Raw genomic sequence first — 15,082 nt, 5'->3', positions numbered from 1 at the left:
GAGGGACGCCTCGGAGAGGCGTCCCTACCTTCGTTTCGTGACGTTGCGCAGCGTCGTGAAGCTGGCCTGCGGTGTGAGGTGCACGCCGCTCACCCATGGCTGCGCCACGGCGACGTTGACCTTCGTCCAGAGGCTCACGTACGGGGCCGCCGCGAACAGGCGGTGCTGCACGTCGATGTACTGCGCCCGCCGCAGGGTCAGGTCCGCCGTGGTCGTGGCGCGCTCGATCAGCGCGTCCACCTCGGGATCACTGAAGAAGCCGCGGTTGAAGCCGGCCGGTGGCATCTGCGAGGAATGGAAGACGCGACGCAGCATGTCGGGATCGGACACGCCGACCCATTGCAGGGTGAAGAGCTGGAAGCGTCCCTTGAGGACGTCGGCGTAGAGCGTTGCGAACTCATGGGTGCGTACGTCCACGGCAACGCCGATGCGCGCAAGATCCTGCTGGATCACGGCGGCTTGCAGGCGCACGAACTCGGCGGTCGAGGTCTTGAGCGTCAGCCGCAATCGCGGGGCCGGACCGGCGCCGTCCGGGTCCGGATAGCCGGCCGCATCCAGCAGTCGGCCTGCCTCCTCCGGATCGTAGGGAGTCGGCTGGAGGTCGTCGGCGTTCGCCCATGACATCGCCGGGATGATGCCGGTGGCCGGCACCGCGAGACCCCGGCGCAGATGCTCGATGATGGCGGCACTGTTGACGGCGAGCCCCAGTGCGCGCCGCACCCGCACGTCCTTCAACAGCGGGTCGCGCAGGTTCATGCCGATGTACGCGTAGTCGAGTCCCGGCGCGGTCACCACCTGCATGCGATCCTCGCGCTGCAGCGTCCTGACGATGTCGGGGGCCAGGTCGTTGATGACGAGGTCGATGGCACCGGTGCGCAGTTCGAGGCCGCGCATCGTGTCATCGGGAATGACGCGCAGGATCACCCCCGCATTGCTCGGCGCGCCTTCGAAGTAGCCGGCGTACGGGGCGAGTTCGACCCGGTCATCGGACTGCATGCGGACGAAGCGGTAGGGCCCCGCGCCGACATGCGCGGGCGCTCCGGCCGGCGTACCGGCAGGGACAATGCCCATCACGAGGTTCACCGGAAACGACGCGAACGGCTCCTTGAGGTGGAAGACGACCGTGCGCGCGTCCTCGACGTCGACCGACGCGAGCTGCGCGTAGGCGCCCTTGCGCGGCGACAGGAACGCCTTGTCGAGGAAGCTGCGGAACGTGTAGGCGACGTCTTCCGCGTCAAGCGCCGAGCCGTCGTGGAACCGCACACCGGCGCGCATGTGTGCCACAAACGTCGTCGTGTCCCTGGCTTCGAGGCGCTCGGCCAGTTCCGGCACGACCTGGAGCTGGTCGTCGAGGCGTACAAGCGACGCGTAGAGCAGCTGATGGACACGCTGGCTCGCCTCGTCGCTGCCCACGCGCGGGTCGAGATTGGTCGGGCCGACCGCGATGCCGACGATGACAGCCGGATCCTGCTGCGCGCTACGCTCACGGCAGGCGCCGCCGAGCACTGCCAATGCCAGTAGCACCAGCACTCGGTGGCTGCGCAGGGCGTCGGCGATCGTTCGCACCCGGTACCCGGCACGCGGAACCCGGCGGGAAGTCATGCCTCGGCCTCGTCCTTGAGCGCGGCAAGGATCGTCAGCGCCTGCAAGGGGGTGAGCGCGTTGACGTCGATCTCGCGCAGGCGTTCACGCAGTCGTTCGTCGGCCGGCACCTGGAAGAGCCCGAGCTGCTGCTGCGGGCCTTCGCGCGTGGCCGCGCCGGCGATCGTCGGGCGTCCGCCTCGTGCCAGTTCGTCCTGTTCGAGCCCGGTGAGGATCTCGCGCGCGCGGCGGATCACGCTGGCCGGGAGGCCGGCAAGTCGCGCCACCTGGATGCCGTAGCTGCGGTCCGATCGTCCCGGCACGACCTTGCGCAGGAAGACGATCTGATCCTGCCATTCGCGCACCAGCAGATGCGCATTGGCGACTCCCGGCAGCGCGTCGGCCAGGTCCGTGAGCTCGTGGTAGTGCGTGGCGAACAGCGTCTTCGGCCGCGCCTTCAGGCTCGTGGCGAGATGCTCGGCCACGGCCCAGGCGATGCTGAGGCCATCGAAGGTCGACGTGCCCCGGCCGATCTCGTCGAGCACGACGAGGCTGCGCGAGGTCGCCGTGTTGAGGATGCTCGCGGTCTCCTGCATCTCCACCATGAACGTCGACTGCCCGCGCGCGATGTTGTCGGCGGCGCCGACGCGGGCGTAGATGCGGTCGACGACCGGCAGCTTGGCCTGCCGCGCCGGCACGAAGGCGCCGGCCTGGGCCATCAGGCAGAGCAGGGCCGTCTGTCGCAGGTACGTGCTCTTGCCGCCCATGTTGGGCCCGGTGATGACGAGCAACTGCTGCGTGGTGCCGTCGAGCGAGAGGTCGTTGGGGACGAACGCTTCGCGGGTCATCGTCTCGACGACCGGGTGCCTGCCCTCGACGATCGAGAGGTCGTCGCCGTCGTGCAGGTGCGGCTTGCTGTAGTTGCGGCGGGCGGCGCCGTCGGCGAAGGTCGCCAGCACGTCGAGCGTGGCGAGCGCGAGCGCGGTGCGCTGCAGCGCCGGGGCGTCTGTTGCGACCTCGCGACGTAACGCCTCGAAGATCGCCACTTCGAGCGTGACGAGGTGCTCATCGGCATGGAGCACCTGCTCTTCGTACGTCTTGAGCGTCGGCGTGATGAACCGCTCGCCACCGGCAATGGTCTGCTTGCGGATGTAGTCGGGCGGGACCGCGTGCAGGTTCGACCTGGAGATCTCGATGTAGTAGCCGAAGACGCGATTGAACCGGATCTTCAGCGACGAGATGCCGGTGCGCTGCCGCTCGGCCTCTTCCATCGCCGAGATGTCGCCCTTGCCGCTGCGGCTGAGGTGCCGCAGCCGATCGACCTCCGGGTCCGCGCCGTCACGGACGACGTCGCCATCGCGGGCGAGCATCGGCGGGTCGTCGGCGAGTGTCGCGGTGATTCGCTCTCGGAGCGCGGGCAGATCGTCCAGCTCGGCGCACAGTTGCCCGAGCCGCGGTGCCTGCAGGGTACCGAGCGTCTCGCGCAGGCCAGGGACGGCGGCGAGCGAGCGCGCCAGGGCGACGAGGTCGCGCGGACCTGCCGTGCCCAGGGCCGCTCGTGCCACGAGGCGCTGGACGTCATGGACCTGCGCGAGCGTCTCGCGCAGGGTGCCGCGCTCCACCGACCTGAAGGCCAGGTCTTCGACGGCATCGAGACGGTCGCGGATGGCGTCGAGTGCCACCAGCGGTTTCGTGAGCCAGGCCCGCAGCAGGCGGGCTCCCATGGTCGTGACCGTCTCGTCCAGCACGCCGAGCAGTGAGACCTGGCGATCGCCCTCGGTCGAGGCGAGGACCTCGAGGTGGCGCAGCGTTGTCGCGTCGATGATCAGGCCATCACGGGTTTCGCGATACGCGAGGCTGCGGACATGCGTCAGGTCCCCCTTCTGCGTATCGCGCAGGTACTGGACGAGGGCTCCGGCGGCGCCGATCGCGCATGGATGGCCGTCCAGGCCGAAGCCTGCGAGGCCGGTCGTCTGCAACTGCTCGGTGAGCGCGCGTTGCGCTGCGTCGACAGAGAACTGCCACCGCTCCCGGCGCGTCACCGCGGGGAGGGGAGTGCCGTCGGCCCGCAACGGATCGAGATCCGCGTCCTCTGGGAGCAGCACCTCGCGCGGCAGCAGCACGCCGAGTTCCTCGCGAAGGAGCGTGGCCGCAGCCTCGCCGTCGAACTCGGTCGCGGCAAAGTCGCCCGTCGACAATTCGACCCACGCCAAGCCCCACGTCATGCTGCCTTTGCCGGGAGGCAGCACGGCAGCGAGGAGCGCTGGCGCGCGTGCATCCAGGTAGGCGACGTCGGTCAGCGTACCCGGCGTGACGACGCGCGTCACCTCGCGCCTGACGAGCCCCTTGGCCGCCTTCGGGTCCTCGACCTGATCGCAGATCGCGACGCTGAATCCCTGGCGGATCAGGCGGGTGATGTACCCGTCGGCGGCATGGAACGGGACACCGCACATCGGGATGCCGGTTCCGGCGGCGTCCTTCGAGCGCGACGTGAGGGTCAGCTCGAGGGCCCGGGACGCGACCACCGCGTCTTCGTAGAACAACTCGTAGAAGTCGCCCATGCGGAAGAACAGCAGGGCGTCGGGGTGCTGGCGCTTCGCGTCCTGGAACTGACGCATCGCCGGGGTCAACGAGGCGGGCGGAGCTGTCAGGATCGAATCGGACACCGGAGGCAACGGCACGCGGCGCGCACCGGGAAGGGGCCGCGCGGCCGGTAGAATGAGCGGGGCCGTGGAACCAGCGGCCAGTCTAGCATGCTCGTCCTCGCCCTCGATTCCTCCACGCGCACTGGCAGTATCGCGCTTGCACGCGACGGCCACGTGCTCGCGTCACGCATCGGCGACGCGGCCGTCAGGCAAGCGGTGCGCCTCCCAGGCGACGTCGTGGCGCTGCTCTCGTCGCATGGCCACGGCCTGGCCGACGTCGACCTGTTCGCAGCCGCCGCCGGCCCCGGCGGCTTCACAGGCCTGCGTGTAGGCCTGGCGACGATCCAGGGCCTGGCTATGGCCCTCGATCGTCGCGTTTTCGTCGCATCGACGCTGGACCTTTTGGCACTGGCCGGCCATGCTGCGGCACCGCATACGCGCTGGATCGGCGTCTGGATGCACGGCATGCGAGGCGAGGTCTTCACCGCTCTGTACCAGCCGTCGGCCGTGGGCGCAGGCGTGGTGCCGGTAGTGCCCGCGTTTGTGGGCACGCCCGACGAAGCGGCCGACACGTGGGCCGGGGTCGGGCCCGACAATCGCATTGCCGTGATAGGCGACGCGTGGCCCGAGGCCTCTGCCGCGCTTCTCGCCCGCTTCGGCGACGCCCTGGAACCGGTCGTTGCGCCGCCCCTCGCCGAGGTCCTGGCCATCGAGGCCGGTCATCGCATCGCCGAGGCCGTCGTGCCCGCGGCCGTCAGGCCGGCCTACGTCCGGCGACCCGACGCCGTGCTGACCCGGCTGCAAGCCGGTCTGCCGGTGACCGGCGACGTCGGATGATCGCGCCGGTGATGATCCGTGAGGCAGGCGCCGAGGCATGTCCCGCAGTCGCCACGCTCGAGAGCGCCTGCTTCGACGTGCCGTGGTCGATCACGGCGGTGCGATCGCTGCTCGACGATGGACTGACCCGCGTGTGGGAAGCCCGCACGTCGCAGGCGACCGTCGGTGCGGCGATACTGCGCATCGTCGCCGGCGAGGGCGAGTTGCTGCGCATCGCCGTCCATCCGGACCTGCGGCGGCAGGGTATCGGCCGCGTCCTCCTGCGCGCGGTCTTGTCAGCAGTCGCTGACGCATGTCCGCTCGGCGTGTACCTCGAGGTGCGCGCCTCCAACATCGCGGCGCGACATCTCTACGCGCGTGAAGGGTTTGCCGAAAACGGGCGTCGCAAGGGTTATTACGATGCGCCGCCCGAGGACGCGATCCTGATGCACTGGCGGCCCGCGGCACCGGCGTCCTGAGGCCCGTGAACCGTGGAGGTCTGCCGCACAGTTGGGGCGAAATTCCCGCGTTGCGACACCCGCGTGACGGTGGTAGAGTGCCCTTGAACCCGGGGGTCACCCTGTGCGGTTCCCCCGCAAGCAAGGAGGCAGCAATGCCCGATGCGCAGGATCTGAAGGAGCAATTGCTCCGGACCGACGCGGAATACAGAGAGCTCTACAACCTCCACCACGAGCTCGACGAACAGATTCGGTCCATGTCCACCAACCCGCACCTCTCCGAGGGCGAACAGCTCGAGGAAATCCGCCTCAAGAAACGTAAGCTGCAGCTCAAGGATCGGATGGAGGACATCGTCCGACGATTCGCCGCACCACCGCCGTCCGGTCCGGCCCAGGACATGGCTCACGCCTGACGTAAGCCACCTCAAGACGACCCGGTTCCCATTCAAGGTGGTGCCCGTCGCCATACGGCGGGCACCCGTGGCTCCTGCCGTGCCGTGGTCCACTAATCCCCTGACACGATGAAGCTCGACCGCGCAGGATACCCGTTCATCGCCGGCGCGTTCGCCCCGGCTGCGTACTTCCTGCTGAAGAAGAAGCCGGGCCTCGGCGTGCCGCTGCTCGGGCTGGCCGCGTTCCTGGCGTACTTCTTCCGCGACCCGGACCGTTATCCGCCGCAGCACCCCGACCTCGTCCTGTCGCCAGCCGACGGACGGGTGATGGTGGCGGGGCCTGGCGAGGCCGGCGTCGCGCCCCCGGGCGAGTGGCAGCAGGTCAGCATTTTCCTGTCACCGCTCGACGTGCACATCAACCGGACCCCGTATGGAGGCGAGATCACGCGAATTGCCTACACGCCTGGCAAATTCCTGGCCGCCTACGACGACCGCGCCGCCGCCGAGAACGAGCGCAACGAGCTGTGGGTGACGTCGGACGGGCGCACGGTCGTCTTCCGACAGGTGGTCGGCGTGCTCGCCCGCCGGGTCGTGTGCCGCGTGCAGGTCGGCGACCAGTTGGTTGCCGGCGAACGGTTCGGGCTGATGAAGTTCGGCTCGCGCATGGACGTATTTGTCCCACCAGAGTGCGAACTCCAGGTCAAGACGGGCGATACCGTGAGGGCCGCCGAGAGCGTGATCGCCCGCTGGCCGGAGGGCTGAGGGTAGAATCGCGGACATGATCAACGTGCTGCGGCGCCGCGACCCCGAGCAGCGCCGGCTCCGCCGAGGCATGTACCTGTTGCCGAGCCTGTTCACGCTCGCGAACATGTTCTGCGGCTACGCGTGCGTGATCTTCGCGATGCGCGGCGAGTTCTCGACGGCGGCGCCATTCATCGGCGTGGCGGTGGTGCTGGACCTGCTCGACGGCCGGATTGCGCGCATGACTGGCGCCACTTCGGACTTCGGCCGGGAATTCGACTCGCTGGCCGACATGATCTCGTTCGGCATCGCCCCGGCTGTCCTCGGCTATGCGTGGGGGCTCTACACCTTCGGGCGGCTGGGCTGGGCCGTCGGCTTCCTCTTCGTCTCTGCGGCGGGAATCCGCCTTGCCCGCTTCAACATCCAGACCAACGCCAATCCCGACAAGCGGTACTTCGTCGGGATGCCCAGTCCGGCGGCGGCTGGAGTGCCTGCGTCGACAGTCTTCCTGCTGCCGCAAGGCCTGCCCACCGGCTGGATGGCGGCGCTCGCGCTGCCGCTCTTGCTCGTGCCGGCCGCGCTGATGGTCAGCACGATCCGCTATCGCAGCTTCAAGACGTTCAACCTGAACACGCGGCGACCCGCCAGCGCCCTGATGATCGTGGCCCTCGGCATCGCCGCGATTGTCACCTACCCGCAGTGGTCGCTGGTGCTGGTGTCCTACACCTACCTGGTGTCCGGCCTTGTCGGCCTCGTCTGGTCGCGGCTGCGCCCGAGAGCCGGCGAGGATGTGCAGCAGGTCGTCTCGGAGCCGATCGTGAGCGAAGGCCCGCGCGAAGTCTAGGCGGGCACCGCGAGCGGGACGTCGAGCGACACCGTCGTACCGACGCCCTTCTCGCTGGCCACGTGAATGCGGCCCCCCATCAGCTCCACGTTGCGCTTCGCAATCGTGAGGCCGAGCCCGGTGCCCGCCGCCTTGGTCGAGAAGTAGGGCTCGAAGAGCCGGGCCAATGCGGCCTCGTCCATCCCGACGCCGGTATCGGACAGCGACACGCGGACCCATGCAGCGTCGAGCGCGTCCGCACCCAGTGTGACGACACCGCCCCAGGGCATGGCGTGCAGCGCGTTCTCGATGATGTTGATCATCGCGCGGCCGAGCAGCGCGCGATCGATGAGCACGTCGGGCACGTCGTCTGGCACCGACGCCTCGACACGCACGTTGGACGGCAGGCCAATGCGGTAGCCGGCCAGCACTTCCTCGACGAGGTCGGGCAGCCGCGTCGGCGCGAGTCGTGCCGAGGGCGAGGACGCAAAGCTCGCGAACTCGGAGGAGATCTGCCGCAGGATGCGTACCTGCAGCAGGATGGTGTCCACGCACTGTTCGAGGACCGGCGAGAGCGGCGTGCCACGATCCTGGTGGACGCGCCGGAGATGCTCGGCCGACAACTGGATCGGCGTCAGCGGATTCTTGATGTCGTGCGCAACCTGCCGCGCCATCTCGGCCCACGCCTCGAGGCGATTGGTCCGCTGCAACTGCTCGCGCTGCCGGGAGAGTTCGGCCGCCATGCTGTTGAAGGCCTCGACCAGTCCCTGCAATTCGTCGGCAGTGCGGGCGACCACGTGCTGATCGAGGTCGCCCGCCGCAATCCGCCGGCTGGCCCGAGTCAGCCGCTGGACCGGGTCACCGATCCGGCCCGAGATCGAGTAGCCCAGCGCCGCGCCCAGCAGGATGAAGACCACGACGCCGAGATTGACGCTGCGATCCAGTTCGGCGATCTCGCGTTCGATTTCGCGCTGCCGAAGCGTCATCGGCACCGTCAGGATCGCGTCACGGGTGCCGACGCGGATCGGCGTTGCGGCGAGCTGGTACTGCAGCGGCCCGATCTGGTCCTCGCCGACGAACGTCGGCAGGCGCTGCAGGACGATGGCGCGATACACGGTGTCGGGCGTGCGCTCGGGCAACAACCCCTGGGAGAACAGGTCGCGTTGGCTCGTCGCCAGCAGCGTCGGGCCGTCGAAGATGTTCACGTCCTGCTTGATCACGCGACTGATCCAGACCATCACGTCATCGCTCAGGGCGGTGGCGGTGACCATGCGTGGCTGCTGCAGCGCCAGTGCTTCCTCGATCACGCGCTGGGCGACGGCGGCCGTGCGCGTGGCCTCGGCTTCGACGTCGGCTCGCAGGCGCGAGGCCACGAACGTGCGCACCACGAAGGCGAGCGTCAGCACCGGGATGACCGAGGTCGCCACGAACGCCAGGAACAGCTTGCGCGTGAAACTGGCCCGGATCTCCCGCACCAGGAGCGTCGCCGGCTGCGGCCCGCGGCGGTTGACGCGATGCAGGATCGCATGTACCAGCAGCACGAAGAGCAGCGCGAGTGCCGCCAGCGTCGCGACTTCGGCGACGTGCACGAGGTGTTCGACCAACGTCACCCGTGGCACGCTGACGACATAGATCGCCAGGCGATCGTTGGAGACGTGCAGGTCGTACACACGTGAGCCGCGCGTCTGCGTATCCCAGAACGAGTCGCGCGACTGGTAGGCGCGCCTGAACACGCGCTCGGGCAGTTCCCACGCCCGCTCGCCGGAGCTGTAGATCGGCGTCCGGCCCCAGCCATAGACGACCAGGTCGATGTCGCGTGACAGCTGCGTGATGGGCGCCGCGTCCTGCCGGGCGCTGCCGCGGAACAGGTCGTAGTACGGGCCCTGCGTCGTGAGGAACGGCAGTGAGCTGTAGTCCAGCATCACGTGCAGGATGATGCCGCCCCGCACCTGATCACGGCCGCGGCTGGCGTCGCACACCGCACGCTCCGCGTGCAGCATGCTCCGTTCCTCGGAGCCGAAGAGGGCCGTTTCGGCAAACACGTCCCAGTTGCAGAGCACGCTGCGCCATTGCGGGACCGTGGCCTGGTACTCGGGGAAGTTGAAGCCGAAGCGGCTCACCAGCGCCCCGTCCGGTCCGTACAGTTCGACCGCCGACGTGAGGCGCGCCTTGGCGAGGTCGGTCTGCTGCCACAGATCGAACGCCGTGTCGGTGGGCACGCGCGCGGATTCGCGCGGCACGGCGGCAATGCGATCGGCCAGGCTCTGGACCGCGTCGATCTGCGCCAGCGACGCATTGAGCCGCTGCTCGAGGTCGGCCGGGTGCGAGACCACCTGCGGTGCGTACTGGGTGCGGATCAGGTCCTTGCGTGCGTGATCGATCGCATGCAGCAGGAGCGGATAGAGCAGCAGTGCCGGCAGCAGCAGCGCCCCGTACGCCGTGACCAGGCGGCGGGTCTGCGATCCGCGCCGGAACGACGACATGCCGCGCGGACTCAAGAGCGCGGCACCACCCGCGCACAGGGCCATCGCGAGAAGGGCCAGCGTCGGCGCATCCTCGCCGCGCCAGCGCATGACGCCGAGCGCGATGACCGTCGGGGTCGTCCACAGGGCGAGTGGCAGGGCCGTGCCATGCCATCGGCCCAGCCCGGCGAGCCGCCAGCGGAGCACACCGATCCGCAGTGCCAGTACGCCGCCCCAGAAGACGGATGCCCCGAGCGCCAGCAGGCCGAGCAGCACCAGAAGGCGTCGCGGCTCGACCGGTGGAAGCAGCGCCAGCATCAGCAGGTCCAGCTCGGTGTGGTTGACGGTGTCCTGGACCAGGTGCGTCAGGACGCCCAGCAGGACGGCGAGGGCGACTCCGGCCAGCAGTTGCGCGCCGGTGAACCTTACGCGGCGGGACGGCGGCCCCAGGGGACTGCGCCGCACATGGCGCAGCGACAGGCGGACACGCCGCAGCGGATCGGTTGCCAGCATCACCGCCGCGAGCAGCAAGAGCGCCGTGACGCAGAGATCGACAGGGGTCCGGTGCAGCCACTCGAGGACGTCGCCCGTGTAGGTCGCGTCGGCCCACCCGCGCATGGTCTCCTGCAACGGCGCCAGGCCGAACCAGAGGAGCACGCGCGCCACGATCAGGCTCAGGAACGCGAGGCCCGTGAAGCGCCGGAATTCCACCGGTGGCTGCCATCGCCGCTCCCACGCGAGCACGCCTGCGAGCACGAGGCACGTGAGAGCGAGCGTCAGGCCGCCAAGGCCGAACAGGCGCCGCCACCACGTCTCACGTAGCGCCTGCAGCGACGCATGGGAAATCAGGACGTCGGCCAGCGCCTCACCCGTCGGGGCCTCGAGCGTGACGACCGATGTCCCGGCCGGTTGCCGGGCTCCACCGAGGAACCGCGGCGTCAGCGTCACCGGCAGGAGTGACGTCTCGAATCGGGCCTCGAGCGCGTCGCGCGTGTCGACGGTGGACGCCCGCGACAGCAATTGCTCGGCGGCGACGGCGCCGACGACGCGTACGGTGCCCTCGCCCGTGACGCGCACCGGTTCCACGTACACCAGCCGGAGCCCGAGCGCGCCCGGGGCCAGGACGAGGGTGGGGCCCGTGTTCTGTCGGGAGTCCGGGACGGCTTGCGGCCGGCCGGCCCAGGCGACGGCCGTACCGTCCGCGGCCGTGATGGTGATCGCGATGTCCGATCCGCTGCGTCGTGCCGCCTCTGCGACCGCGTCGAACAGGGCGCGCTGATCCCGGGTCGATGCATCGAGGGCGGCGACGACCGACGGTTGGCCGCGCAACTGGTCGACCGTCCTTGCCAGGGTCTCGGCGTGCCGCGCAAAACGTGCCCGCACGTCGCGTTCGACGCGGAGGGCCGTGCCGGAGACATCAGGGCCGAGACGCCACAGGATCCAGGCCGCGCCGAGCAGCAGGAGACAGGCCGTTCCCACGAGTCCGGCCGCCAGCACGCGGGGCGCGAGGCTGCGGGACCGGGAGGAAGGCGCTGTGGCAGGCATGCAGGCGGTGGCCGAATCTTACTCGGCCTTCAGACGTCGCCCACCCCATGCTGGCTGCCGGGGCGGTCTCTCGCGCAGCGCCCGCCGAGGCGTGCCGCTGCCCACCGGCGGCGTTCGTTATAGTGGAGGGTGCGCGGACCCCGCGACGCATGCGCATTCCTGCCCTGAAACTTCCGATCAAGCGAGGCGCCCTCCTTGCTGCCGCCAACTGGCCGGTTGTGGTGCTGCAGTTCATCGCGGAAGCCACGTTCAAGATCCTCCTGGCCGTGCCCATCGTCGGTGGCACGTTCCTGGTGGCCTTGGCGCTGAACCAGGATGTCCAGGACGTGCTCGGCGACGATCTCGACCTGCGCGCGAGCGCGACGGGCGTGGCCACCTCGCTCCTCGAGCATCCGGTCGCGCTGGTCAGTTTCCTGTCCGCGGTCGGGATCGTGGTGATCGGCGGATCGGCACTCATGTTCATCCTCAAGGGCGGCACGTTGTCGGTACTGGTCGAGGCACAACGCCATGCCGGCCCGCTCGAACGCTACCCGGTGCGGCTGGCGTTTCTGCGCCGCGCCTCGCGCACGGACGTCGACGTGTTCCTGCAGGGCACGCGCCGGCTGAGACGACGCTTCCTGCGCCTGGGGGCGTTCCTGCTCGCGATCTACCTGCTCTCTGGAGTTGCCTACCTCGCCGTCATCGTCGCCGGCTACCGCGCCGTGGGCGAGGACGGGTTCCTGGTCGGCTGGACCGTCATCGCGGCGCTGTGCAGCGCCCTGCTGGTGGCCTGGCTGGCGCTCGTCAATACCCTCTATCTCGTGCTGCAGGTGATCGTCGCCGCCCACGACCTGTCCGTCCGGGCCGGTGTCGGGGAAGCGATCCGCCTGATCCGGGCCGACCCGATGCGCACGCTCGGCGTGTTCATCGTGACGGCCGGTCTCGTGGGACTGGCCACGCTGGCGTCGATCGTCGCGACCGCCGGCCTTGGCCTGATTTCGTTCGTGCCCTTCGTGGGGCTCGCCGTGCTGCCGCTGCAGTTGTTCGCCTGGCTGCTGCGGGGACTCGTGTTCCAGTACCTCGGGCTCACGTCAGCGGGTGCTTATCTGTTCCTCTACGATGCCCCGCACGAGTCGCCCGAAGGTGCGATCGTGCCGGGGGGAGTGCCGGCATGACGTGGCAGGAAGCGTCGTTCTCGCGCATGGGCGCGCAACTCACGGGGTCGGCGATTCGCCAGATGGGCATCCTCGCCGCGGGGCGGCCGGACCTGATCTCGTTCGCGCCCGGTTACCCGGATCCGTCGACGTTCGCCTGGCAGGCGTACCGCGACATCGCGGACGACCTGTTGCGAGGCGGGCACGAGGACACGCTGCAGTACGGTCAGACGAGGGGCTATGCCCCGTTGATCGAGGCGGTCGTTCCGCGCTTGCGCGCGCAGGGCATCACCTGCACGAGCGACGAGGTCCTGCTCACCACCGGCTCGCAGCAGGCTGTCGATCTGGTCACGCGTCTCTTCGTGGATCCGGGCGACGTCGTCCTCGTCGAACTGCCCACGTTCACAGGAGCGATCGCGGCGTTCCGGAGTTCGGGGGCGCGCCTGGTCGGCGTCCGGCAGGAGGCCGACGGCCTCGATCTCGCCCACCTCGACGCGGTGCTCGCCGCCGAGCGTGCGGCCGGGCGTCGCGTCAAGTTCCTCTACGTCATCCCGAATTTCCAGAACCCTACCGGCGGCATCCTGTCGCTCGCGAAGCGCCGCGCGCTGCTCGACTGGAGCGCCCGTGAGCAGGTGCTGATCGTCGAGGACGATCCCTACGGCGACCTGTGGTTCCCCGACGTCACGCGGCTGGACGAGACGCGCCCGATCAAGGCCGACGATGCCGACGGGCGTGTCATCTACCTGCAGAGCACGTCGAAGACGCTTGCGCCGACGTTCCGCACGGCATGGGTGGTCGCGCCGACCGCGGTGATCGCGCGCCTCGACGTCGCCAAGCAGTCGGCCGACCTCTGCTCGAGTTCATTGGACCAGCGCATCGTCCACCAAGCCATCGTCCGCGGCGTCCTCGATCGGCAACTCCCGCTGTTGCGCGAGACATACGCGCGCAAACGCGACGTGATGAGCCGGGCGCTGTCGGCGCAATGTGCCGACGTGGCGCACTGGACGCCGCCGCGCGGCGGCTTCTTCCTGTGGGTGGTGTTGCCGGAGGGCATCGACACGCGGGCGCTCCTGCGCGCGGCGATCGAGGCGCAGGTGATCTACGTCGCTGGCGCGCCGTTCTACGTCGACGGCACGGGCGCGAACGCCTTGCGGCTGGCCTTCTCGGCCGCGTCGGCCTCGCGCATCGAGGAAGGGATCGGCCGGCTCGCGGGCGTCGTCAGGGCGGCGGTGGGGGCGTCAGCGCCATCCGTTCCCCAGGCAGGTCGGTGAGCGGCCGTGCCGGCAGGCCGAACACGTGCTCCAGTGCCACCAGACGCCCGTCCGCGATCGCGGCCACGAGGAAGTCGCCCGGAAGCATCGCGCGCGCGATGACCACAGGGGTTCCCTCCAGCACTTCCAGGCGGTTCTCGGTCAATGCGTAGTCGCCGACCGGACTGCCCGTGTCCATCGCATAGCCGCGCAGGTCGACGGCGATCCCGGACGCGACCAGCGTGTTGCCGACGCGGAGGGGTCCCGTCCGCGGCCGCCAGGGCAGCGGCTGTCGCCACCGCTGCGCGCCGTGGCCGCGATCGAGCGCCCGGACCACGGTGTCCAGCGACGTGAAGTACACGCGTTCGTCGTCGGCAATCGGGGCGCCGACTGGGTCGGAGCCGGCCCGCCAGCGCCAGCGGACGCGCCCCTGCTTGTCGTCCAGGCAATAGAAGTGGTTGTCGGTCGAGCCGAGGTAGACGCGTCCGCCGAGCGGCGCGATGGTCACGATGCTGCCACCGAGGTTCTGGGTCCAGATCGCGGTGCCGGTGGCAACGCTCAGCGCGCGCACCGTCCCGTCCGCACCGGGCAGGTATAGCCGGTCGCCGTCGATGGCCGGCGGCGCCACCACGGGTGCGGCGAGTTGCTGGCGCCAGACCTCGGTCCCGTCCGCGCCCCGAAGTGCGATGACCTCGCCGCTCTCGAGGGCGGCGATGACCCACCCCGAGCGCGCCACGACGGGAGCTGACACCGCCGCGGTCAAGGCCACGCGCCATGCGGCTCGACCGGACGAGACGTCGAGGGCATGAAGGGCGTCTCCGCCCACCACGTAGACGTGATCGTCGGCCACCGCCGGACGGACCGTCGTGACCACGTCGGACCGCCAGACGACGGCGCCGTTGTCCACATCGACCGCGATGAGGCCGCCGGTCGTCAGCGGGACGAAGACACGCCGGTCGTCGTTGGCGATGCCTGCCGACGGCGGCGCCTCCAGGTCGGCGGCCCAGCGCAGGCGCAGGGGAAACAACGGCAGGGGAGCGAGGACGGCCGGCTTGGACTTACTGGCCTTCGCCGGTACCGGCGGGGCCGGCGCCGCTGGGGCCTGGGCGGTCGTCCGGGCCGGAAGCGCGATTGCAACGCCAAGGACGAACGTGGCCCAGACAATGCGGTGAACGCCCGAAAGACCGCGAGATGTTGTGGTTCGGGTGCCCGACACTCCGCTATAATAGCGGCTTC

Annotated in this window: 11 protein-coding genes; 7 read left to right on the top strand and 4 right to left on the bottom strand. The window is 69.6% G+C overall.

Features of this window, described 5'->3' with window-relative positions; all coding sequences use genetic code 11:
- Positions 1–24 precede the first annotated feature (24 nt).
- Positions 25–1,602 carry an ABC transporter substrate-binding protein gene (locus LuPra_RS17665; RefSeq protein ID WP_110171963.1) on the bottom strand — a complete coding sequence of 526 codons (1,578 nt, stop codon included), beginning with the start codon at positions 1,600–1,602 and terminating at the stop codon, positions 25–27.
- A complete protein-coding gene (mutS, locus tag LuPra_RS17660) occupies positions 1,599–4,199 on the bottom strand; it encodes a DNA mismatch repair protein MutS (protein WP_110171962.1) in 2,601 nt (866 codons plus the stop codon). The genes LuPra_RS17665 and mutS overlap by 4 nt, the downstream gene beginning before the upstream one ends.
- A gap of 135 nt (positions 4,200–4,334) precedes the next feature.
- Here mutS and tsaB point away from each other — a divergent pair, with 135 nt between their 5' ends.
- The 5 genes from tsaB to pssA all read left to right on the top strand — a co-directional run bounded on the left by tsaB (position 4,335) and on the right by pssA (position 7,477).
- Complete coding sequence (tsaB, locus tag LuPra_RS17655; protein ID WP_110171961.1) at positions 4,335–5,063, top strand: tRNA (adenosine(37)-N6)-threonylcarbamoyltransferase complex dimerization subunit type 1 TsaB; 729 nt, start codon at positions 4,335–4,337, stop codon at positions 5,061–5,063.
- 11 nt (positions 5,064–5,074) lie between these two features.
- Entirely contained in the window at positions 5,075–5,521 is a 447-nt protein-coding gene (gene rimI / locus LuPra_RS17650; protein ID WP_234800947.1) for a ribosomal protein S18-alanine N-acetyltransferase, read from the top strand.
- 134 nt (positions 5,522–5,655) lie between these two features.
- The gene (locus LuPra_RS17645) at positions 5,656–5,913 is read left to right on the top strand and encodes an HP1242/YdcH family protein (protein WP_110171959.1); all 258 of its coding nucleotides are present in this window, start codon (positions 5,656–5,658) and stop codon (positions 5,911–5,913) included.
- Between the two features lie 108 nt (positions 5,914–6,021).
- Positions 6,022–6,654: a phosphatidylserine decarboxylase gene (locus tag LuPra_RS17640; protein ID WP_110171958.1), complete on the top strand. Its 633-nt coding sequence runs from the start codon at positions 6,022–6,024 to the stop codon at positions 6,652–6,654.
- Positions 6,655–6,670: 16 nt separating this feature from the next.
- Positions 6,671–7,477 carry a CDP-diacylglycerol--serine O-phosphatidyltransferase gene (gene pssA / locus LuPra_RS17635; protein WP_110171957.1) on the top strand — a complete coding sequence of 269 codons (807 nt, stop codon included), beginning with the start codon at positions 6,671–6,673 and terminating at the stop codon, positions 7,475–7,477.
- Here the strand turns inward: pssA and LuPra_RS17630 are convergent.
- Positions 7,474–11,463 (bottom strand): HAMP domain-containing sensor histidine kinase, encoded by a 3,990-nt coding sequence (locus LuPra_RS17630; protein ID WP_157899336.1) that lies wholly within the window; start codon positions 11,461–11,463, stop codon positions 7,474–7,476. The genes pssA and LuPra_RS17630 overlap by 4 nt on opposite strands.
- Positions 11,464–11,510: 47 nt before the next feature.
- Between LuPra_RS17630 and LuPra_RS32020 the strand changes: the two genes are divergently transcribed.
- Both LuPra_RS32020 and LuPra_RS32015 read left to right on the top strand, forming a co-directional pair.
- Positions 11,511–12,617 (top strand): hypothetical protein, encoded by a 1,107-nt coding sequence (locus tag LuPra_RS32020; RefSeq protein WP_157899335.1) that lies wholly within the window; start codon positions 11,511–11,513, stop codon positions 12,615–12,617.
- Positions 12,614–13,867: an aminotransferase-like domain-containing protein gene (locus LuPra_RS32015; protein ID WP_157899334.1), complete on the top strand. Its 1,254-nt coding sequence runs from the start codon at positions 12,614–12,616 to the stop codon at positions 13,865–13,867. Before LuPra_RS32020 ends, LuPra_RS32015 begins: the two co-directional genes overlap by 4 nt.
- On the opposite strand, the gene LuPra_RS17620 is transcribed toward LuPra_RS32015, so the two are convergent.
- Positions 13,815–15,062, bottom strand: coding sequence for an outer membrane protein assembly factor BamB family protein (locus tag LuPra_RS17620; protein WP_162271435.1), 1,248 nt, complete (start codon positions 15,060–15,062; stop codon positions 13,815–13,817). The genes LuPra_RS32015 and LuPra_RS17620 overlap by 53 nt on opposite strands.
- Positions 15,063–15,082: the final 20 nt, after the last annotated feature.

Origin of the sequence: Luteitalea pratensis, from assembly GCF_001618865.1 — a bacterium.
Classification (GTDB): domain Bacteria; phylum Acidobacteriota; class Vicinamibacteria; order Vicinamibacterales; family Vicinamibacteraceae; genus Luteitalea; species Luteitalea pratensis.
Note: the sequence above shows the minus strand (reverse complement) of the source record. Positions and strands in the feature narration are given on the sequence as shown.